Raw genomic sequence first — 18107 nt, forward strand, 5'->3', positions numbered from 1 at the left:
TTGATGAGGCACGGATTCGCGCTAAACGCTCGACCATGGACAAGATCATCATCGAGGGCCGGCACCGCCTTTCCGGCACGATTCCGATTTCGGGCGCGAAGAACGCCGCGCTCACGCTCATCCCTTGCGCGCTGCTGACCGAAGAGCCGCTGACGCTGCGCAACCTGCCGCGGCTGGCTGACATCGACGGGTTCCAGCACCTGATGAACCAGTTCGGGGTCACCACCTCGATCCAGGGTTCGCGGCCCGAGGATTTCGGGCGGGTGATGACGCTGGAGGCGCCGCGGATCACTTCGTCGGTCGCGCCCTACGAACTGGTGCGCAAGATGCGCGCCTCGATCCTCGTGCTCGGCCCGATGCTGGCGCGGATGGGCGAGGCAACCGTGTCGCTGCCCGGCGGCTGCGCGATCGGCAACCGCCCGATCGACCTGCACCTGAAGGTGCTGGAGGCGTTCGGGGCCGAGATCGAGCTGGCGCAGGGCTACGTCAAGGCGGTCGCGCCCGATGGCGGGCTGCCGGGCGGCGAGTTCGATTTCCCCGTGGTATCGGTCGGCGCGACCGAGAACGCGCTGATGGCCGCGGTGCTCGCCAACGGCACTAGCCGGTTGCGCAACGCCGCGCGCGAGCCGGAGATCGTCGATTTGTGCAACCTGCTTTCCGCGATGGGCGCGGAGATCGAGGGCGTCGGCACGTCCGACCTCACGATTCACGGGGTCAAGCGGCTGCACGGGGCGACCTACCGCGTGATGGCCGACCGGATCGAAGCGGGCAGCTACGCCTGCGCCGCGGCGATCACCGGGGGCGAGGTGCTGCTGGCGGGCGCGAACGCGGAGGAGATGTCGGCCACGCTCCACGCGCTGCGCAACATCGGTGTGGAGGCGGAGGCGGAAGGAAAAGGCGTGCGCATCGCGGCGAACGGGCCGCTCAAGGCGGCGAACCTCACCACCGCGCCCTATCCGGGCCTCGCCACCGACATGCAGGCGCAGCTGATGGCGCTGCTGACCGTGGCCGAGGGCACCAGCGTGCTGACCGAGACGATCTTCGAGAACCGCTACATGCACGTGCCCGAGCTGAGCCGGATGGGCGCGCATATCGAGACCTCGGGCCGCACCGCGATCGTCCACGGCGTGGGCGGGCTGACCGGGGCGGAGGTGATGGCGACCGACCTGCGCGCCTCGATGAGCCTCGTGATCGCCGGGCTGGCCGCGCAGGGCGAAACGCAGGTGCGCCGTCTCTACCACCTCGACCGCGGCTACGAGCGGCTGGAAGAGAAGCTGGCGCTGGTCGGCGCGAAGATCGAACGGATCGGCGACGAATAACGCGCAAGCGCCGGACCTTTCCCCGATGCACGGCGTTGATCGGGGCAAAAGGCAAAGGAGGCCATCATGGCACTGTTGAAACTCGCGGCGCTCGGCGCGCTGGGTTACGTCGGATACAAGGTCTACGAGAACCAGAAGGGCGACCGCCCGGCGTTCGCCGGCAACCAGGGCGACGCCGCCGTGCGCGATGCGGGGCCGGGTTCGATGCGCGACAAACCCAAGCGCGGCTGGAGCAAGACCGACGAGGCGAGCGACCAGAGCTTCCCGGCGAGCGATCCGCCCTCGACATACTGACGGCGGCCGCGATTATCGAACGGGTCGAGCCTCGCGGCTCGGCCCGTTTCGCTATCCGCCGTTCGCGACCAGCCACAGGCGGATCGCCCCCGCCAAGCCCGGCGGGGTTTCGGCCGCGATCCGCTCCTCGTCGATCCGCGCGACGAGCGCGTTCACCGGCACCCCTTCGCGCGCGGCGGCATCGCGCAGCATGTCCCAGAACAGCGGTTCCAAGCTGATCGAGGTCTTGTGCCCGGCAATCTCGACCGACCGTTTGACCGGGGGATGATAGGGTGCGGCGATTGTGGTGGCTGCTTCTATTCCGCCGCCTGCACGCGGTGGGGCCAGGCGGTGTCGCCGCGGTCGAGCGGTTCGCCGGCTTCGGCGCGGGAGCCGTCTTCGCGCAGGCCGACCCGATCGGGTCTGACGAGGCGCAGGTCGGCCGGGCCGAGGATGCGCCCGTCGTGCGCGAGGATCGAGGTCGGGCCGATCGGCAGGCGGTCGATCTCGTCGACCAGCACCGGATCTTCGACCACTTCGGAGCCGTATTTCTGGCCCCACTGGCGCAGCGAAACCATCGCCGGCAGCAGGTCGAAGCCCTTGGCCGTCAGCCGGTATTCGATCCGCCGCCGGTCGTCCGGGCACGGCTGGCGGTCGAGAATGCCGTGCTCGACCAGCTTGGCGAGCCGGTTCGAGAGGATGTTGCGCGCGATCCCGAGTTCGCTGAGGAACTCCTCGAAATGATGGAGGCCGTTGAAGCTGGCGCGCAGGATCATGAAGCTCCAGCGCTCGCCCATGACCTCGAGCGCCTCGGGCAGGCCGCAACTGGTCAGCTCGCGCAGCGGTTCTCTCACATCACCCATCGCATCGTTCTCCCGGTGGTGTTGTAGCCCGAAGGCACGCCACCACAAAATCGAAACTAAGTTTTCTCTTGCAACCTATAATGTCGGAATGTAGGTAGCGATTCGCAACCAGTCTCTAATAGAAACTGATTTGCGAAGAAAGCCCCGCGAAAAGGATTTTTCCGATGACCGCCTCCTCCTCTCCCCTCGTCCGCACAGCCGCCGCGACCGCGCTGGCGCTGGTCTACAGCACGCTGACGTTCGGCGCGCTGGTCGCACCAAGCCCGGCGCAGGCCGCCGGCGGTGCGTTCTACACCGCCGAACTCGCCGCCCCGGCGGCCGAGCGGACCAAGATCATCAGCGGCGTCGCCTGGCAGTGCCAAGGTACCACCTGCGTCGCTGCCAAGAGCAATTCGCGCCCGCTCGTCATCTGCCAGCGCGTCGCCCGCGAGCTGGGCGAAGTGACCGGCTTCACCGCCAAGGGCGAAGCGTTCGCCGCCGAAGACCTCGCGCGCTGCAACGGCAACTGATCCCGCCCGTCCTCTCCGAAAGGGTGGTTACTGCAGGGCCTCCGGCATCGCGCCGGGGGCCCTTTTTCATATCAGCCCGCGCGCCGTGAGGTCGCGTTCGAGCGCGGGGGCATCGGCGAAATGATGGACCTGCCAGCCAAGCGCACTGGCGGCCTCGATATTGGCGCGGTTGTCGTCGATGAACAGCATGTGTTCCGGATCATGGCCGAAGCGCTGCGCGGCGAGCGCGAAGATCGCCGGATCGGGCTTGGCCAGCTTCTCCCGGCCCGAGACCACGATATCGCCGAACAGGTCGAGCAGCGGCTCGGTCGGGCGGAACATGTCCCACAGCTCCGCACCGAAATTGGTGATGGCGTAGAGCGGCACGCCGCGTGCCGCCAGCCGCCCCACCAGCGCCGCAGTGCCGGGCACCGGGCCGGGGATCGTTTCGAGGAACCGGCCGGCATAGGCGTCGATCAGAGGGGCGTGGTCGGGAAACTCCGCCTTGCGCTCGGCCACCATGTCGGCAAGCGCGCGCCCGCGATCGTGCTGGAAATGCCACGCCTCGGTCACGACGTTGGCGAGGAACCAGTCGAGCTCCTCCCCGTCGTCGATCAGCTGGGCGAACAGCGCGCGCAGTTCCCACTGCACGAGCACGCGCCCGACGTCGAACACTACGGCGTTGATCTTTCCGGCGGTCACGGAAGGGTCGGCTTCGTCCGCATTGTCGATCCGCCGGAAGCGGCACCAGCCCGCACCCCCACCCGGCCCCCCAGCGATAGTAGCCTACGGGTGGCCGGGGGGGGGTGCGGGCTGGTGCGGGGCGCAGCGACCGGAGGGAGCAAATCGACGCCACCCTCGACGACATGCAAAAGGCCCCCGCTTTCGCGAGGGCCCTTCGATCCAGCGCGGCCGCGAACGAATCGCGGCGCGGCGTTCATCAGCCCTGGCGGGCCTTGAAGCGGCGGTTCGTCTTGTTGATGACGTAGGTGCGCCCACGGCGGCGGATCACGCGGCAATCACGGTGACGGCCCTTGAGCGACTTGAGGCTGTTGCGGATCTTCATTGGTCTTTCCCGGGAACGAAATCGGCACCGGAGATGGCCCCCGATGCCGCAAAATCAAGCCGCGCGCCTAAGGGCGACGGCAGGCAAAGTCAAGCGATCAGGCCGCCGGTCGCGCGCGCAACGCGGGGCTTTCGCCGCCCAGGTGCTCGCCGAGCACGCGTTCCCATTGCAGCGCGTGGGACACGATTCGCTCCAGATCGGCATGGCGCGGCCGCCACGGCAGGGTCGCGCGGATCAGCGCGGGGTCGGCGACGAGAGAATCGGGGTCGCCCGCGCGGCGCGGACCATGGCGCCGCTCGATCGTGCCGCCGGTCACCCGATCGACCGCGTCGAGCACCTCGCGCACCGAGAACCCCCGGCCGTAGCCGCAGTTCATCGTCAGCGAGCGGGCGGGCTCGGCAATCAGCGCCTCCAGCGCGAGCACGTGTGCCTCGGCGAGATCGCTGACATGGATGTAGTCGCGCACTCCGGTGCCGTCGGGCGTGGCGTAATCGGTGCCGAACACGTCGACGTGGCTGCGCTTGCCCGTCGCCGCCTCGCACGCGACCTTGAGCAGGTGGGTCGCGCCCGCGGTCGATTGCCCGCTGCGTGCCTGCGGATCGGCCCCGGCGACGTTGAAATAGCGGAGCGCGCAGTAGTTGAGCGGGTGCGCGGCGGCGGTGTCGGCCAGCATCCGCTCGGTCATCAGTTTGGACCAGCCGTAGGGGTTGATCGGGTGCTGCGGCGTGTCCTCGCGCACCGGGGACACGTCGGGCATGCCGTACGTCGCCGCGGTGCTGGAGAAGATCATGTGCGGCACCCCCGCGGCGACCACGGCGGCGATCAGCGCGCGGCTCTTCGCGGTGTTGTTGTCGTAATACTTGAGCGGGTCGGCGACCGATTCGGGCACCACCACCGATCCGGCGAAATGCATCACCGCGCCGATGCGCTGTTCCTCGAAGATGCGCGCGAGCAAGTCCGCGTCGGCCACGTCGCCGCGGTAGAACGGCACGCCGGGCGGCACCGCGAAGCGAAAGCCGGTCGACAGGTCGTCGATCACCGCCACCGGCCAGCCCGCATCGAGCAGCGCGAGCACGGCGTGGCTGCCGATATAGCCGGCGCCGCCGGTGACGAGGACGGGCGTCTTGCGATCCATCGGCCCCCACTAGGCGCGCGACGGTAAAGGAACCGTTCGCCCGCGCGGGCACACCGCGCCGTGCGATGCGTTGTTCGGGAGGAGACCGGCGCCCTGCCGCGCCGCACAGGAGAAGGAGTCGCCCCATGAAGCCTGCCAAATTCGCGCTAGCAACCGCCGCGCTCGCCTCGCTCGCCGCCTGCGCCACCCCCGCCGTGACCGGGCCGGTCGAGGTGACGCGCTTCCTCGAGCCGACCGCTTCGAGCCAGCTCGGCCGGGGCACGATCTTCGTCGAGACCGCGCCTGGCGTGGACGGCGATTCGCTCGCGCTTGCCCCTTACAAGGACGCGATCGCCCGTGAACTAGCAGCGCTGGGCTATCGCGAAGGTTCGCGCGATGCAGCGACGCAAGTCGCGCAAGTGCGGGTCGAGCGTTACAGTTCCGGACCCGGCGGCCAGCGGCGCGGCCCCGTCAGCGTGGGCGTCGGCGGCGGCACCGGCAGCTACGGTTCGGGCGTCGGGCTCGGCCTCGGGTTCAACCTCGGCGGCGGAGGTCCGCGCGAGATGATCGACACCATGGTCGGCGTGATGATCCGTGACAAGTCGACCAACGCGACATATTGGGAAGGCCGGGCGCAATTTTCGGTAAGCGACAACTCGCCTTATGCCGATACGCCCGCCAATGCCGCCGCCGTGGCCGACGCGCTGTTCCGCGACTTTCCCGGCAACAACGGCGAAACGATAGAAGTGAGGGTTCCCGATTGACCGGCAACGCCAGCACCATCGCGATCGACAGCAATTTCGACGGCGGCAATATCGAAGTGCTGTCGGTCGATGGCGCGGTCGCCCGCCTCGCGATCCGGCAGGATCACCAGTCCGAATTCAAGCAGTGGTTCCATTTCCGCGTCAGCGGCGCGGCGGGGCGCGAGCTGACGCTGAAGATTACCGGGCTTGAAACCTCGGCCTATCCGCTCGGCTGGCCCGCCTACAACTGCCGGGTGAGCGAGGACCGCGAATACTGGGCGGCGACTCCGTCGAGCTACGACAAGGGCGAGGACGGCGGCACGCTGACGGTGCGTTACACGCCTGCCAGCGATCTCGCCTGGTTCGCCTATTTCGCGCCCTATTCGATGGAGCGGCATCACGATCTCGTCGCCGAATGCGCGGCGAGCGAAGGCGTCGACTATCGCCGCCTTGGCCAGACGCTGGACGGGCAGCCGATCGACTGCCTCGAATTCGGCGAGGGCGACAAGCAGGTCTGGCTCTACGCGCGCCAGCATCCGGGCGAGACGATGGCCGAATGGTGGATGGAAGGCGCGCTCGAACGCCTGACCGATCCCGCCGACCCGGTCGCGCGCGCGCTGCGGGCCAAGTGCCGCTTCCACGTCGTGCCCAACTGCAACCCCGACGGCTCGCGCCGGGGGCACCTGCGCACGAACGCCAAGGGCGTGAACCTCAACCGCGAATGGGACAATCCGACCGCGGAGAATTCGCCCGAAGTGCTCGCGATCCGCACTGCGATGGACACGAGCGGAGTGGACTTCGCGATGGACGTCCACGGCGACGAGGCGATCCCCGCGGTGTTCCTCGCCGGGTACGAGGGCATTCCCGATCTGACCGACGAGCACTTGGCGGGCTTCACCCGCTACCGCGCGATCCTCGAACGCCGTACGCCCGATTTTCAGACCGCACGGGGCTACGCCGTGTCGCAGCCGGGCAAGGCGAACCTGTCGATGAGCACGACGCAGGTCGCACACCGCTTCGGCGCGACCGCGATGACGCTCGAGATGCCCTACAAGGACAACGACGACCTGCCCGATCCCGAGCAGAACTGGTCGCCCGAACGCTGCATGCAGCTCGGCCGCAACTGCCTCGGCGCGTTGCTCGAATGGTTCGAGGGCAAGGACTGAGCGGTCAGAGGCTCTCCGGGCCGAACGCGTCGGGCAACAAAGTACTGAGCCGGGTGCGGCGCACCTCTGAAGGCCCGACGCAGAGGATCTCCGGGTCGGTCCCGCCGAGCGCGGCGAGTTCGTGGAGCACCTGCCGGCACCGGCCGCACGGGGTGATCGGATCGATTCCCGGTCCGGTGACCGCGACCGCCTCCAGCCCGCCGCGCACCCCGTCCGCCATCGCCTTCGCCACCGCCACCGTCTCGGCGCACAGCGCGAGGCCGTAGCTGGCGTTCTCGATATTGCTGCCGGTCACCACGCTGCCGTCGGCGAAGCGCAACGCCGCGCCCACCGCGAAGTTCGAATAGGGCGAATACGAATTTCCCGCGGCCTCGCGGGCGGCGGCGATGAGGGCGTCGTCGGTCATGGCGCGGCTGTAGCCGCAAAGATCACGGCTGCGCCACCACCCAGCGTAGCGGGTCGTCGCTCGCGGCGGTGCGCAGCGCGGTGTTGGCGGTCCACAGCAGCCATGGCCGGCCGGCATAGTCCGGCTGGAAACGCGTGCGCGTGAGCCACAGGTTGCGTTCGAACATGCCGGCGAGGCGGTAGCGGCCCTCGAAGCCCGGATCGATCTTGAGGATCACCGGCTTGCCCGCGTGCATCTCGATCTGGTTGATGAGCGTCATCAGTTCGCTTTCGACCGCCGCGTCGCTCACCCGGTCGGGGCAGTCGTCGGCGGTGCGCGAAAGCTCGATCGCGGGCGGCAGCAGGTCGGGGTCGCGCGGGACCATGGTGACGAAATTGGCCGATTGCCCGTCGGCCATGCTGCACGGATCGAACCGATGGACGGCGCCCACCTGCAGGTTCGCGGTGCGGGCGGCCGAGAGATTCGCGCCGAAACGCGCGTCCTGCGCCGCCGCGCCGTCGCTGGCGTCGAGATAGGCGAAGCTCGCCCCCGTCGCGCGCAGGATGCGGAAATTGACCACGCCGTCGCCGGCGCCGACCTCCACCCCCTGATCGGGAAAGGCGGTCTCGTCCGGGCGCCAGTTCTGCAGGCCCCACCACAGCCACGCGCCACCCGCGAGCGCGACGAGCAGCACCAGCGCGAATATGCGCGCGCGCCAGCTGGCTTTCCGCCCCCTTTTCGCCATGAGCCCCCCTCAGCCCTTGATATGCAGTACGCAGATCAGCGTGAACAGCCGCCGCGCGGTGGCGAAGTCGGTTTCGACCTTGCCCTCCAGCCGCTCCATCAGCAGTTCGGCCGCTCCGTTGTGAATGCCGCGCCGGGCCATGTCGATCGTCTCGATCTCCGCCGGGGTGGCCTTGCGAATCGCCTGGTAATAGCTGTCGCAGATCGCGAAATATTCGCGGATCGGGCGGCGGAAGCGCGCGAGCCCGAGCACCAGCGTTTCCACCGGCGCTTCGGCCATGTCGCGAATCTCCAGCGCGAGCCGTCCGTCCTGCACCGACAGCGCCAGCCGGTACGGCCCGTCGTGCCCCTTCTCCACCGCGCGCAGCGGCTTGAAGGTGTTCTCCTCGATCAGATCGTAGATCGCGACCCGCCGTTCCTGCTCGACGTCGGCGTTGCGCCACAGGATCGTGTCCTGATCGAGCGCGATGTGGGCGATGCGCCAGGTGTCGGGCGGGGCGGGCATGATCGCGCCGCTTTCGCAGATGCGAAGGGGCCGGGGCAAGTGCTGGTTGGCGCCGAGGTGCGGGAAGGCGCTTTGATTCACGCGGAGACGCGGAGGGGTCAGGGCTGATGCCGGGCGCAATTCTCGCCGCGAAGCGATGCTCGAGATCGTGCTGTCGAGACGCATCGTCGCTTCGCGAAAGTGACGAAATCAACCCCTGAGCCACGCTTCTCCGCGCCTTTGCGTCTCTGCGCGAAACCTGTCCCCGCTATCCACAAGAGACCATGACGGTTGCACTCTTGCCATGTCGATACAGGCCTGCGCACAAGGCCGGCGATGGCCGATCTAGACCTCCTGACCCGCCCCGATGCCGACGCCGCGCAGGGCCGCGCGCTGCCCGCGAATATCGAGGCGGAGGCCGCCTTTCTCGGCGCGGTGCTGATCGACAACCGGGTGATCGAGGAACTGCCGGTGGCGATTCGGCCCGAGCATTTCTTCGAGCCGGTCCACCAGCGCGTGTACGAGCGCGTGCTGACGCTGCTCGATCGCAACGCGGTGGTCACCCCGGTGACGCTGAAGCCCTATTTCGAAGGCGACGAGGCGCTGAAGGAGCTGGGCGGGATCACCTATCTCGCGCAGCTCACCGCCGACGGGCAGGGCCTGCTCGCCCCGCGCGAACTGGCTCAGCAGATCTACGACCTGGCGCTGCTGCGCGAACTGGTCAGCGTGGGCCGCACGCTGGTGACCGGGGCGCTCGACACCAGCGAGGACGTCGCCCCGATGGAGCGCATCGCGCAGGCCGAAGCGGACCTGTTCAAGGTGGCCGAGGGCGCATCGTCGAGCAACGAGGCATCGAGCTTCGGCATGGCGACCAACAAGGCGCTCGGCATGATCGAACTGGCGATCAATTCGGGCGGCCACATCTCGGGCAAGACCACCGGGCTGACCTCGATCAACGACAAGTGCGGCGGGCTGCACAACTCGGACCTCATCATCCTCGCCGGGCGGCCCGGCATGGGCAAGTCGTCGCTCGCGACCAACATCGCGTTCAATTGCGCCGACCGCCTGCTGCGCGACCGGCGCGACGAGATCGACGAAGGCAGGTCGGTCGGCGCGGGCGTCGCGCTGTTCAGCCTGGAAATGAGCGCGGACCAGCTCGCCACGCGCATCCTCGCCGAGCAGGCGGGCATCAGTTCCGAAGCGCTGCGCATGGGCAAGATCAGCCGCGACGATTTCCAGAAGCTGTCGTTTGCCAGCCAGCGGCTCGCCGAACTGCCGCTGTTCATCGACGATACGCCCGCGCTCACCATCGCCGCGCTGCGCACCCGCGCGCGGCGGCTGAAGCGCAAGCACGAGATCGGGCTGGTGATCGTCGACTACCTGCAATTGCTGCAGGGTTCGGGCCGCGCGACCGACAACCGGGTGAACGAAATCTCGGAGATCAGCCGGGGCCTCAAGACGCTGGCGAAGGAACTCGATGTGCCGGTGATCGCGCTGTCGCAGCTCAGCCGTGCGGTCGAGCAGCGCGACGACAAGCGCCCGATGCTGTCGGACCTGCGCGAATCGGGCTCGATCGAGCAGGACGCCGACATGGTGTGGTTCATCTACCGCGAGGACTACTACGTCGCTTCGCGCGAGCCCAAGCGCCCGGTCGAGAGCGACGACGCCAAGACGCACGAGGCGCACGCCACCTGGGCGAGCGAGATGGAGCGGGTGTTCGGCCTCGCCGAGCTGATCGTCGCCAAGCAGCGCCACGGCGCGACCGGCAAGGTGCGCCTGCGGTTCGAACCGCGCATCACCCGCTTCTCCGACCTCGCCGAGGACGATCGCAGGTCGGGCGACTACGACTAGGGCCGGATCACGGCCCGCATTCGTACAGCCCCTGGATCGCCTGCTCGGGGCCGCCTTCGGGGGTGAAGGTAAGTGTCGCCGGGTGGAGCGGCGATTCCATGGCGATCTGCGGATCTTCGGCGAGCGGTTCGCCATCCTGCGGGGCGATGCTCAGCGACAGGCCTTCGCCGGTAAAGCGCGCACCGTCGGCCATCGCGTCGTAGCCGCCGGTGCCGTCTATCGCGACACTGACGACCTGGCCCGCATATTTTACCGCGCCGGTCGCGCCCTCCGTGCGGTCGACGTTGCCACGACCGAGGAACAGCAGGCCTTCGCCTTCGCCCTCGCGGCGGAAGCCGCACGCCAGTTCGCCTTTGAGCGCGGCCCCCGAGATATCCGACTCGCCGAGCACCTCGAGGCCCGCGGGTTCGATGGTCGCGGGCGCAGCCGGGGTGGCGGCGTCGCCGGCTGGATCGTTCGCGGGCTCCGCCCCCTCGTTGCAGGCCGCGAGGGCGAGCGCCGCGCCGAGTATCGCAATACGCATCGGATTTCTCCTTCGCCGCCCCCAACGCGGAAAGGCGGCGGAAGGTCCGCGCAAGGTGTCACAGGCCGAGGTTGAGCCGCCGGGTCACCGTGTAGTCGAGCACGCTGACGAGCAGCCAGCCGAGGTTCCAGCGCACCCGGTTCCACAGCGTCGCGCGCCGCCGATGCAGTTCGGGCGTGATTTCCTGCGAGGCGGCGACGTGGTCGGAGATGTATTCGCGCATCCGCCGGGCGAGCGCGGCGTCCTCGATCTGCAGCATCAGTTCGAGGTTGAGGTAGAGGCTGCGCATGTCGAAATTGGCGCTGCCGACATAGACCACGTCGTCCAGCACAATCAGCTTGGTGTGCAGCTTGCATGGTGTGTATTCGTAGATTTCGGCGCGCTTGCCCAGCAGATAGCCGTAGAGCGACCGGGTGGCGCCGATCGTGGCGTTGTTGTCGCTCTTGCCCGCCATCACCAGCCGCGCCTCGCCGTGCCGGGCGATCCGTCCGATCCGCCGCAGCAGCCGCTTGGGCGGTGAGAAATAGGCCATGATCATGTCGAGCCGCTTGCCCGCGATGAGATCCTGGCTGACGCAGCGCGCCCAGGTCGACAGCTCGCTCGTCGGCCCGCCGACCAGCCAGCGCGCGCCACCCTCCGCCCAGTCCCAGTTGCGCACCGCGCGCCGGATCGATCGGAAGTGGCCGCCCTTGCCGTTGGTCCACTCATCGAGCTTCGCGAACCATTCGACCATGCCCGCCACCGCGGGCCCTTCGATGGCGACGGCGAGATCGGTCCATCCGTTGCGTTCGGGCGGCTCGAAATAGCTGTCCTCGATGTTGAAGCCGCCGAACATGCCGTGCGTATCGTCGGCAATCACCATCTTCTGGTGGTTGCGGATCAGGTAGCGTTCGTTCCAGCGCTTGCCGAAGAAGCGCACCGTGGCGCCCGCGGCGGTGAGCGGGGCGAAGAACTCTTCGTCCGCGTCGGCGCCGAACCGGTCGACCACCAGCATGATGTCGACCCCGCGCCGCGCCGCCGCGGTCAGCGCATCGCATACCGCGACGCCGGTCGCATCGGTGGCGAAGATGTAGAAGCAGATCTTCAGCGATTCGCGCGCGCCCTCGATCAGCTTGAACAGCGCGGCGCGCCGATCGCGCCCGGCGGGATAGAAGGCCAGATGCTGACCGCCCGCCTCGGTCTCGAACGGTTCCGGATCGGTAAAGCCGGAAGAGGCGGCGGGATCGGCCATTTCGCCGCCTTAGGGCGTGGTGCGACGCGGCGCAAATCCTTGACTCTCGCGGCCCGCGCGCCTAGCTGACCCGCTTCCCGAAAGGCTTTCAAACACCGGAGTGCCCCATGGCGCGCGTTACCGTCGAAGATTGCGTCGACAAGATTCCCAACCGTTTCGATCTCGTGCTGCTGGCCGGCCAGCGCGCGCGTGAAATCTCGGGCGGCGCGGAGCTGACGATCGATCGCGACCGCGACAAGAACCCGGTCGTCGCGCTGCGCGAAATCGCCGAGACCACGATCCGGCCCAAGGAACTGGCCGAATCGCTGACTGTGAACCTGCAGAAGATCCTCCCCGACGACGAGGACGAGGCCGACGAGATCGGCTCGCTCAGCCAGTCGGCCGAAGCGCTGCGCATCACCGCCTCGGCCCCCGCCCGCTCGACCTCGATCGGCGCCGACTACGACGGCTGATCACGGGGGACGGCTGATCACGGGCCGGAATATCCAACGTCGAGGGCCGCCCGCAGAGGCGGCCCTTTTCGTTTCGGCCTGCAGCGGAAAAGTCGTCGGTCGATCATTCTCGGACGTTCGACGGGCGCGCGGAGCGGCTTGACGATTTCCCGTCGCGCGCCGCCGGGAAACCGTCGAGCGCGATCGCATGGTTTCCCAGCAGATCGATCGAACGCCGACCGGTGAGGAAATCGCTTTCCTGCATCGCCTGGACAGCGTCGAGCGCGAGACGATCGTGGTCGCGACGGACCGGTCGCGCCTGGCCGGGGCCAGCTTTCTCGATGGCCGCGAAACCTTCTGGCGCGATCAGGCCTTCCGGCCGCTGGACCTGACGCGACGGTCCGCGCGCAAGGCCACGCGCTTCGTCTTCCACGTCGGCTTCGCCGGATCGACGCTGCTCGCCCGGTTGCTCGACCGGCCGGGGCACGTGGTTGCGTTGAAGGAGCCGCAGTGCCTGGCCGACATCGCCGGACAGCGCGAACTGATCGCGGCGGGCAGGGCCGCGGCGCCGCTCGGCCCGCTGCTCGACTATGCGCTTGCGGAACTCGGCAGCGTTAGGGACGACGACGTGACGGTCGTCGTCAAGCCGACCAATTGGGTCAATTCGCTGTTGCCCGAACTCTGCGCGCCGGGCCGGGTCACGCGCGCGGTGTTCGTGTCGATGAAGCGCCGGCACTTTCTCGGCGCGACGTTTCGCGGCGGCAACCAGCGGCTGGCCTTCTGCGCCCGCCTTGCGGCGCAGATCGCGCCGGTCGTACCGGACGGTGATGCGCTGCTGCGCTCGGCCGTCGCGGGCGGCGGCGATACGCTGGACCAGATGGCGCGGCTGATGGCGCTGCTCCACTGGTTCCAGGAATCGCTGTTCGACGCGGCGATCGCGCGCAACGGCTGGCCGGTGGACACGCGGATCGACTTCGAGAAGATCGTCGCCGATCCCGAAGCCGCGGTCCGCCGCGCCCGGGAATGTCTGGACCTGCCGCCGCTGCCGGGCGCGCCCGAGCGCGCCGCCATCCTGATGAAACGTCACACGAAAGATCCGTCGAGCGCCTTCCGCCCGGCCAAGCGCGCGCGCGAAGATCAGGCGGTCGAAGAGCACCACGGAGCCCGATTCGATGCGGCGCTCGACTGGCTCGAGGCGAACGTCCGATAGCGCGCCCTTCCATCGGCGCCCGGCCGGGACTAGAAGCCGGCGGATGAGTGGGGACATCGGCGAGAGCATGGCGGATATCGCCACCGGTGCGATGGCGGCGCGGGCGGCGGAGCCGCGTGCGGGCGAAACGGTGCCGGGACCCGGCGGGCATACGGCGGAAAGCGCCTGCCTCAATTGCGGCACGCCGCTGGCCGGGCCGCATTGCCACCAGTGCGGGCAACGCGCGCACGTCCACCGCACGCTGAGCGCGTTCTTCCACGATCTGCTGCACGGCGTGCTCCATTTCGAAGGCAAGACCTGGCGCACGGTGCCGCTGCTGGTGTGGAAGCCGGGCAAGCTGACGCGCGAATACATCGACGGCAGGCGTGCTAGCTACGTCAGCCCGATCGCGCTGTTCCTGTTCGTGGTGTTCCTCAGCTACGCGCTGTTCAGCGCGCTCGGCGGATCGCAGGCGTTCGAGCCGGACGTCAACGCGATGGAGCAGGTGAAATCCGCCTATGCCGCAAACGAACGCCAGCTCGCCGAGCTGCAGACGCAGCGCGAGGCGGAGAGCGGCGACGCGGCCGAAGTCGCCGAGATCGACGAGCGGATCGCGTCGCTGCGCGAGGATCAGCAGGGGCTGGAGATGGTGCTTGGCGGCGTCGGCAGCGAGTTCGAGACCAGTTTCCGCGAAGGGTTCGAGCGCAATCCGCTTCCCGCAGGCAACGAACTGACCGCGGCGTGGAACAAGATCACCCAGAACCCGCAGCTCGCGATCTACAAGCTGCAGACCAACGCCTACAAGTTCAGCTGGATGCTGATCCCGCTCAGCGTGCCGTTCGTATGGCTGATGTTTCCCTTCTCGCGCCGGTTCCGCGGCTACGACCACACCGTCTTCACCACCTATTCGATCACCTTCATGATCGCGCTGGTGGCGGTGAGCAGCCTGCTGTTCTTCGTCGGCGCGCCGGTGCTGTGCGGGCTGCTGCTGTGCTACGCGCCGTGGCACATGTACCGCCAGATCCGCGGCACTTACGGCACCAGCCGGATCGGCGCGATCCTGCGGATGCTGGTGCTGAGCGTGTTCGCGTGGATCGCGATCAGCCTGTTCGTGATGGGGATCGGCTGGATGGCCGGGCACTGATGCCGGTCAGCCGCGCGGGGGATACTGCTGGCGGCTGTGGATCACGTTGACGATTTCGACCGCTTCGTCGGTCAGGCGGAAGACGAGAATGTAGTTGGGATGGGCAACCGCTTCGCGCGTATCCTCGATGCGGCCTTTGCGGTAGGCGCGCGGGGCATAAACGATGCGCTCCGCACAAGCGCGGATTCTCGCTTGGAGCCTGATCGCCGCCGCTATGTCGCGATCGCCGACGTAGTCGATGATATCCTCAAGCTCTTCCAGAGCGCGTTCACGCCAGATGACGCGAATCACCTACGCGCGGCCACTCGATCCAGATGCGCTTGGATCCGCGCCATCGCCTCGTCATGCGGCACCGGCGGGCGCGGGTCGGCGAGCGAGGCGGCGACCTTGGCGCGGAACCAGCGGTCGTAGGCGGCCGCTTCCTCCTCGGTCTCGAATTCCGAGACGATGGGCGAGAGCTTGCTCATGGCCGCACGATACCGCAGGTCGCCCCGGTTTGCCAGCGAGCGGTGCTCAGCGTCCGCTCAGGCGCCCTGGGGCGCGCCGTCGCCGCCGAAGCGCTTGCCGGCCTTGGGGATCGCCGATCCGGTGACCGGGCGCACCGCCGGGCCCTTGGGCGCGTCGGGGCGGTCGATCTTGCCGCTGTCGAGCAGTTCCTTGATCTCGTCGCCGGTCAGCGTCTCGTATTCGAGCATCGCCTGCGCGAGCAGGTGGAGCTTGTCTTCCTGATCCTTGAGGATTTCGGTCGCGCGCTTGTGCGCGCCTTCCACCAGATCGCGGATCTCGGCATCGATCAGCTTGTTGGTGTCGCCCGAACCCATCGTGCGCGCGGTCTGGCCCATGCCGAGGTAGCCTTCCTGGCTTTCCTCGTACTGCAGCGGCCCCAGCTTGTCGCTCATGCCCCACTTGGTGACCATGTTGCGCGCCAGCTTGGTCGCGTACTGGATGTCGGACGACGCGCCGCTGGAGACCTTGTCGTGGCCGAAGATGATCTCTTCCGCCACGCGCCCGCCCATCGCCACGGCGAGGTCGGCGTGCATCTTGTCGCGGTGATACGAGTAGTTGTCGCGTTCGGGCAGGCGCATCACCATGCCCAGCGCGCGGCCGCGCGGGATGATCGTTGCCTTGTGGATCGGGTCGGACGCAGGCTCGTTCAGCCCGACGAGCGCGTGCCCCGCCTCGTGATAGGCGGTCATCTTCTTCTCGTCGTCGGTCATGACCATCGAGCGGCGCTCGCTGCCCATCATGACCTTGTCCTTCGCGTCCTCGAATTCCTGCATCGCGACGAGGCGCTTCTTGCGGCGTGCGGCGAGCAGCGCGGCTTCGTTGACGAGGTTGGCGAGGTCCGCGCCGGAGAAGCCGGGCGTGCCGCGCGCGATCGTGCGCGGGTTCACGTCGGGCGCCAGCGGCACCTTCTTCATGTGGACGGCGAGGATCTTCTCGCGCCCCTCGATGTCGGGCACGGGCACTACGACCTGGCGGTCGAAGCGGCCCGGACGCAACAGCGCCGGATCGAGCACGTCGGGCCGGTTGGTCGCGGCGATGATGATGATGCCTTCGTTCGCCTCGAACCCGTCCATCTCGACGAGGAGTTGGTTCAGCGTCTGCTCGCGCTCGTCGTTCGAATTGCCGAGGCCGTGGCCGCGGTGGCGGCCGACCGCGTCGATCTCGTCGATGAAGACGATGCACGGCGCGTTCTTCTTCGCCTGTTCGAACATGTCGCGCACGCGGCTGGCGCCGACGCCGACGAACATCTCGACGAAGTCGGAGCCGGAGATAGTGAAGAACGGCACGCCCGCCTCGCCCGCGATCGCGCGCGCGAGCAGGGTCTTGCCGGTGCCGGGGCTGCCGACCAGCAGCGCGCCCTTGGGAATCTGCCCGCCGAGCTTGGAGAAGCGCTGCGGATCCTTGAGGAACTCGACGATCTCTTCCAGTTCCTCGCGCGCCTCGTCGATGCCGGCGACGTCGTCGAACGTCACCTTGCCCTGCTTTTCGGTCAGCATCTTGGCCTTCGACTTGCCGAAGCCCATCGCGCCGCCCGCGCCGCCGCCCTTCTGGACCTGGCGCAGCGCGAAGAAGGCGATGCCGAGGATCAGGATGAACGGCAGCGACTGGATCAGGATCGCGAGCAGCAGGTTCATCCGTTCCGGCGCGGTGCCGGTGTATTCGACGCCGTTCGCATCGAGCAGTTCGGTCAGCCGCGTGTCGCTGGTGACGGGGACGGTGGAGAAGGCATCGCCGTTGTCCATCGTGCCGGTGATCTGTTCGGGCGAGATGGTGACCTGCTTGACGGTGCCGGCCTCGACATTCTCGCGGAAGGTCGAATAGCCGATTTCCTTGCCCGCGGGCTGCCCGGCGTTGCCGAACATCGAGACGACGAGCACCAGCGCGAGGAAAATCCCGCCCCACATCATCAGGCTCTTCACCCAGGGGTTCGCGCCGCCGCCGTTGTCGGGCCCGTCGGGCTGCTTGTCGTCGCTCATCGCAGAAAGAATCCTTTCACCGCGCAATGTAGGCGCGGGCGGGTGAATGGCAAGATAACGCGAGGCGGAGCGCGCCGCCCGTCAGCCCGGCGTTCGCTTGAGCAGCGCGGAGCGTTCGCAGCGGCAGACCACCTCGCCGCGCTGGTTGAGCATCTCGTGCGCGAAGGTGACGATCCCCGCTTCGGGCCGCGACTTCGATTCGCGCAGGGCGATGACCTCGCTGGTGGCGCGCAGCGTGTCGCCGATCGCCACGGGCTTGGGCATCGCGACCTTGTCGTAGCCGAGATTGGCGACGAGCGTGCCCAGCGTCGTCTCGCCCACGCTCACGCCCACCATCAGCGCGAAGGTGAAGGTGCCGTTGACGAGGATCTGCCCGAACTCGCTCTCGCGCGCGGCCTCGGCATCGAGGTGCAGCGGCTGCGGGTTGTGCGTCATCGTGGTGAACAGCAGGTTGTCGGTCTCGGTCACCGTGCGGCGGATCTCGTGCTCGATCCGGTCGCCCACCTGCCATTGATCGAAATAGCGGCCTGCCATTCGTTGCACTCCCTAGGTTTCGCCTTGGCCATAGCGGGGGCACGGCCTGCTGCAAATGGCTCGCCACCCGGCCCGC

General features: G+C 68.1%; 23 protein-coding genes. 9 read left to right on the forward strand and 14 right to left on the reverse strand.

Going from position 1 to position 18107, the window contains the following annotated elements:
* Positions 1 to 35: 35 nt before the first annotated feature.
* Together murA and ACE3QC_RS09480 are read left to right on the forward strand one after the other, a co-directional pair.
* Positions 36 to 1319: a UDP-N-acetylglucosamine 1-carboxyvinyltransferase gene (murA, locus tag ACE3QC_RS09475; RefSeq protein ID WP_374407583.1), complete on the forward strand. Its 1284-nt coding sequence runs from the start codon at positions 36 to 38 to the stop codon at positions 1317 to 1319.
* A gap of 66 nt (positions 1320 to 1385) precedes the next feature.
* Entirely contained in the window at positions 1386 to 1613 is a 228-nt protein-coding gene (locus ACE3QC_RS09480) for a hypothetical protein (RefSeq protein ID WP_374407585.1), read from the forward strand.
* A gap of 51 nt (positions 1614 to 1664) precedes the next feature.
* Here the strand turns inward: ACE3QC_RS09480 and ACE3QC_RS09485 are convergent, their stop codons facing one another.
* Positions 1665 to 1895, reverse strand: a complete 231-nt coding sequence (locus tag ACE3QC_RS09485; protein WP_374408045.1) for a ribbon-helix-helix domain-containing protein — start codon at positions 1893 to 1895, stop codon at positions 1665 to 1667.
* Between the two features lie 14 nt (positions 1896 to 1909).
* Complete coding sequence (locus ACE3QC_RS09490) at positions 1910 to 2455, reverse strand: winged helix-turn-helix transcriptional regulator (RefSeq protein ID WP_374407587.1); 546 nt, start codon at positions 2453 to 2455, stop codon at positions 1910 to 1912.
* A 164-nt stretch (positions 2456 to 2619) separates the two neighbouring features.
* Between ACE3QC_RS09490 and ACE3QC_RS09495 the strand changes: the two genes are divergently transcribed.
* Positions 2620 to 2964 carry a hypothetical protein gene (locus tag ACE3QC_RS09495; protein ID WP_374407589.1) on the forward strand — a complete coding sequence of 115 codons (345 nt, stop codon included), beginning with the start codon at positions 2620 to 2622 and terminating at the stop codon, positions 2962 to 2964.
* 66 nt (positions 2965 to 3030) lie between these two features.
* Here ACE3QC_RS09495 and ACE3QC_RS09500 read toward each other — a convergent pair whose 3' ends face one another.
* From ACE3QC_RS09500 to galE, 3 genes are all read right to left on the reverse strand, one after another.
* Positions 3031 to 3645: an HAD family hydrolase gene (locus ACE3QC_RS09500; protein ID WP_374407591.1), complete on the reverse strand. Its 615-nt coding sequence runs from the start codon at positions 3643 to 3645 to the stop codon at positions 3031 to 3033.
* 238 nt (positions 3646 to 3883) lie between these two features.
* Positions 3884 to 4009 (reverse strand): type B 50S ribosomal protein L36, encoded by a 126-nt coding sequence (ykgO, locus tag ACE3QC_RS09505; protein ID WP_050599643.1) that lies wholly within the window; start codon positions 4007 to 4009, stop codon positions 3884 to 3886.
* Positions 4010 to 4106: 97 nt separating this feature from the next.
* The gene (galE, locus tag ACE3QC_RS09510; RefSeq protein ID WP_374407594.1) at positions 4107 to 5144 is read right to left on the reverse strand and encodes a UDP-glucose 4-epimerase GalE; all 1038 of its coding nucleotides are present in this window, start codon (positions 5142 to 5144) and stop codon (positions 4107 to 4109) included.
* 125 nt (positions 5145 to 5269) lie between these two features.
* On the opposite strand from galE, the gene ACE3QC_RS09515 reads away from it, so the two are divergent.
* Both ACE3QC_RS09515 and ACE3QC_RS09520 read left to right on the forward strand, forming a co-directional pair.
* Complete coding sequence (locus tag ACE3QC_RS09515) at positions 5270 to 5887, forward strand: DUF4136 domain-containing protein (protein ID WP_374407596.1); 618 nt, start codon at positions 5270 to 5272, stop codon at positions 5885 to 5887.
* Positions 5884 to 7032 carry a M14-type cytosolic carboxypeptidase gene (locus tag ACE3QC_RS09520; protein WP_374407598.1) on the forward strand — a complete coding sequence of 383 codons (1149 nt, stop codon included), beginning with the start codon at positions 5884 to 5886 and terminating at the stop codon, positions 7030 to 7032. The genes ACE3QC_RS09515 and ACE3QC_RS09520 overlap by 4 nt, the downstream gene beginning before the upstream one ends.
* Positions 7033 to 7036: 4 nt before the next feature.
* Here the strand turns inward: ACE3QC_RS09520 and ACE3QC_RS09525 are convergent, their stop codons facing one another.
* Genes ACE3QC_RS09525 through ACE3QC_RS09535 form a run of 3 tightly spaced genes read right to left on the reverse strand, consistent with a single transcriptional unit; the run spans position 7037 to position 8666 of the window.
* Positions 7037 to 7438, reverse strand: coding sequence for a cytidine deaminase (locus ACE3QC_RS09525; RefSeq protein WP_374407600.1), 402 nt, complete (start codon positions 7436 to 7438; stop codon positions 7037 to 7039).
* Positions 7439 to 7460: 22 nt separating this feature from the next.
* A complete protein-coding gene (locus ACE3QC_RS09530; RefSeq protein WP_374407602.1) occupies positions 7461 to 8162 on the reverse strand; it encodes a glycoside hydrolase family 25 protein in 702 nt (233 codons plus the stop codon).
* Between the two features lie 9 nt (positions 8163 to 8171).
* Entirely contained in the window at positions 8172 to 8666 is a 495-nt protein-coding gene (locus ACE3QC_RS09535; protein ID WP_374407604.1) for a UPF0262 family protein, read from the reverse strand.
* 315 nt (positions 8667 to 8981) lie between these two features.
* On the opposite strand from ACE3QC_RS09535, the gene ACE3QC_RS09540 reads away from it, so the two are divergent.
* Positions 8982 to 10496 (forward strand): replicative DNA helicase, encoded by a 1515-nt coding sequence (locus ACE3QC_RS09540; RefSeq protein ID WP_374407606.1) that lies wholly within the window; start codon positions 8982 to 8984, stop codon positions 10494 to 10496.
* A gap of 7 nt (positions 10497 to 10503) precedes the next feature.
* On the opposite strand, the gene ACE3QC_RS09545 is transcribed toward ACE3QC_RS09540, so the two are convergent.
* The gene (locus ACE3QC_RS09545) at positions 10504 to 11019 is read right to left on the reverse strand and encodes a hypothetical protein (RefSeq protein ID WP_374407608.1); all 516 of its coding nucleotides are present in this window, start codon (positions 11017 to 11019) and stop codon (positions 10504 to 10506) included.
* Positions 11020 to 11077: 58 nt separating this feature from the next.
* Positions 11078 to 12250 carry a phosphatidylserine/phosphatidylglycerophosphate/cardiolipin synthase family protein gene (locus ACE3QC_RS09550; RefSeq protein WP_374407610.1) on the reverse strand — a complete coding sequence of 391 codons (1173 nt, stop codon included), beginning with the start codon at positions 12248 to 12250 and terminating at the stop codon, positions 11078 to 11080.
* A 107-nt stretch (positions 12251 to 12357) separates the two neighbouring features.
* On the opposite strand from ACE3QC_RS09550, the gene rpoZ reads away from it, so the two are divergent.
* The 3 genes from rpoZ to ACE3QC_RS09565 all read left to right on the forward strand — a co-directional run bounded on the left by rpoZ (position 12358) and on the right by ACE3QC_RS09565 (position 15014).
* Positions 12358 to 12702 (forward strand): DNA-directed RNA polymerase subunit omega, encoded by a 345-nt coding sequence (gene rpoZ / locus ACE3QC_RS09555; protein ID WP_374407611.1) that lies wholly within the window; start codon positions 12358 to 12360, stop codon positions 12700 to 12702.
* Between the two features lie 187 nt (positions 12703 to 12889).
* Positions 12890 to 13891 (forward strand): hypothetical protein, encoded by a 1002-nt coding sequence (locus tag ACE3QC_RS09560; RefSeq protein ID WP_374407612.1) that lies wholly within the window; start codon positions 12890 to 12892, stop codon positions 13889 to 13891.
* A gap of 43 nt (positions 13892 to 13934) precedes the next feature.
* Complete coding sequence (locus ACE3QC_RS09565; RefSeq protein ID WP_374407613.1) at positions 13935 to 15014, forward strand: DUF3667 domain-containing protein; 1080 nt, start codon at positions 13935 to 13937, stop codon at positions 15012 to 15014.
* 6 nt (positions 15015 to 15020) lie between these two features.
* On the opposite strand, the gene ACE3QC_RS09570 is transcribed toward ACE3QC_RS09565, so the two are convergent.
* The 4 genes from ACE3QC_RS09570 to ACE3QC_RS09585 form a co-directional block, all read right to left on the reverse strand.
* Positions 15021 to 15305, reverse strand: a complete 285-nt coding sequence (locus ACE3QC_RS09570; protein ID WP_374407615.1) for a type II toxin-antitoxin system RelE/ParE family toxin — start codon at positions 15303 to 15305, stop codon at positions 15021 to 15023.
* The gene (locus ACE3QC_RS09575) at positions 15302 to 15481 is read right to left on the reverse strand and encodes a stability determinant (protein ID WP_374407617.1); all 180 of its coding nucleotides are present in this window, start codon (positions 15479 to 15481) and stop codon (positions 15302 to 15304) included. Before ACE3QC_RS09575 ends, ACE3QC_RS09570 begins: the two co-directional genes overlap by 4 nt.
* A gap of 57 nt (positions 15482 to 15538) precedes the next feature.
* Complete coding sequence (gene ftsH, locus ACE3QC_RS09580) at positions 15539 to 17497, reverse strand: ATP-dependent zinc metalloprotease FtsH (RefSeq protein ID WP_374407619.1); 1959 nt, start codon at positions 17495 to 17497, stop codon at positions 15539 to 15541.
* Between the two features lie 81 nt (positions 17498 to 17578).
* A complete protein-coding gene (locus ACE3QC_RS09585) occupies positions 17579 to 18031 on the reverse strand; it encodes a MaoC family dehydratase (protein WP_374407621.1) in 453 nt (150 codons plus the stop codon).
* Positions 18032 to 18107: the final 76 nt, after the last annotated feature.

The organism is Pelagerythrobacter sp., from assembly GCF_041912895.1.
GTDB lineage: Bacteria > Pseudomonadota > Alphaproteobacteria > Sphingomonadales > Sphingomonadaceae > Pelagerythrobacter.

Coding starts and splice junctions, on each gene's coding strand:
- murA (WP_374407583.1), top strand. CDS start 36: ATGGACAAGATCATCATCGAGGGCCGGCACCGCCTTTCCGGCACGATT.
- ACE3QC_RS09480 (WP_374407585.1), top strand. CDS start 1,386: ATGGCACTGTTGAAACTCGCGGCGCTCGGCGCGCTGGGTTACGTCGGA.
- ACE3QC_RS09490 (WP_374407587.1), bottom strand. CDS start 2,455: ATGGGTGATGTGAGAGAACCGCTGCGCGAGCTGACCAGTTGCGGCCTG.
- ACE3QC_RS09495 (WP_374407589.1), top strand. CDS start 2,620: ATGACCGCCTCCTCCTCTCCCCTCGTCCGCACAGCCGCCGCGACCGCG.
- ykgO (WP_050599643.1), bottom strand. CDS start 4,009: ATGAAGATCCGCAACAGCCTCAAGTCGCTCAAGGGCCGTCACCGTGAT.
- galE (WP_374407594.1), bottom strand. CDS start 5,144: ATGGATCGCAAGACGCCCGTCCTCGTCACCGGCGGCGCCGGCTATATC.
- ACE3QC_RS09515 (WP_374407596.1), top strand. CDS start 5,270: ATGAAGCCTGCCAAATTCGCGCTAGCAACCGCCGCGCTCGCCTCGCTC.
- ACE3QC_RS09525 (WP_374407600.1), bottom strand. CDS start 7,438: ATGACCGACGACGCCCTCATCGCCGCCGCCCGCGAGGCCGCGGGAAAT.
- ACE3QC_RS09530 (WP_374407602.1), bottom strand. CDS start 8,162: ATGGCGAAAAGGGGGCGGAAAGCCAGCTGGCGCGCGCGCATATTCGCG.
- ACE3QC_RS09535 (WP_374407604.1), bottom strand. CDS start 8,666: ATGCCCGCCCCGCCCGACACCTGGCGCATCGCCCACATCGCGCTCGAT.
- ACE3QC_RS09540 (WP_374407606.1), top strand. CDS start 8,982: ATGGCCGATCTAGACCTCCTGACCCGCCCCGATGCCGACGCCGCGCAG.
- ACE3QC_RS09545 (WP_374407608.1), bottom strand. CDS start 11,019: ATGCGTATTGCGATACTCGGCGCGGCGCTCGCCCTCGCGGCCTGCAAC.
- ACE3QC_RS09550 (WP_374407610.1), bottom strand. CDS start 12,250: ATGGCCGATCCCGCCGCCTCTTCCGGCTTTACCGATCCGGAACCGTTC.
- rpoZ (WP_374407611.1), top strand. CDS start 12,358: ATGGCGCGCGTTACCGTCGAAGATTGCGTCGACAAGATTCCCAACCGT.
- ACE3QC_RS09560 (WP_374407612.1), top strand. CDS start 12,890: ATGGTTTCCCAGCAGATCGATCGAACGCCGACCGGTGAGGAAATCGCT.
- ACE3QC_RS09565 (WP_374407613.1), top strand. CDS start 13,935: ATGAGTGGGGACATCGGCGAGAGCATGGCGGATATCGCCACCGGTGCG.
- ACE3QC_RS09575 (WP_374407617.1), bottom strand. CDS start 15,481: ATGAGCAAGCTCTCGCCCATCGTCTCGGAATTCGAGACCGAGGAGGAA.
- ftsH (WP_374407619.1), bottom strand. CDS start 17,497: ATGAGCGACGACAAGCAGCCCGACGGGCCCGACAACGGCGGCGGCGCG.
- ACE3QC_RS09585 (WP_374407621.1), bottom strand. CDS start 18,031: ATGGCAGGCCGCTATTTCGATCAATGGCAGGTGGGCGACCGGATCGAG.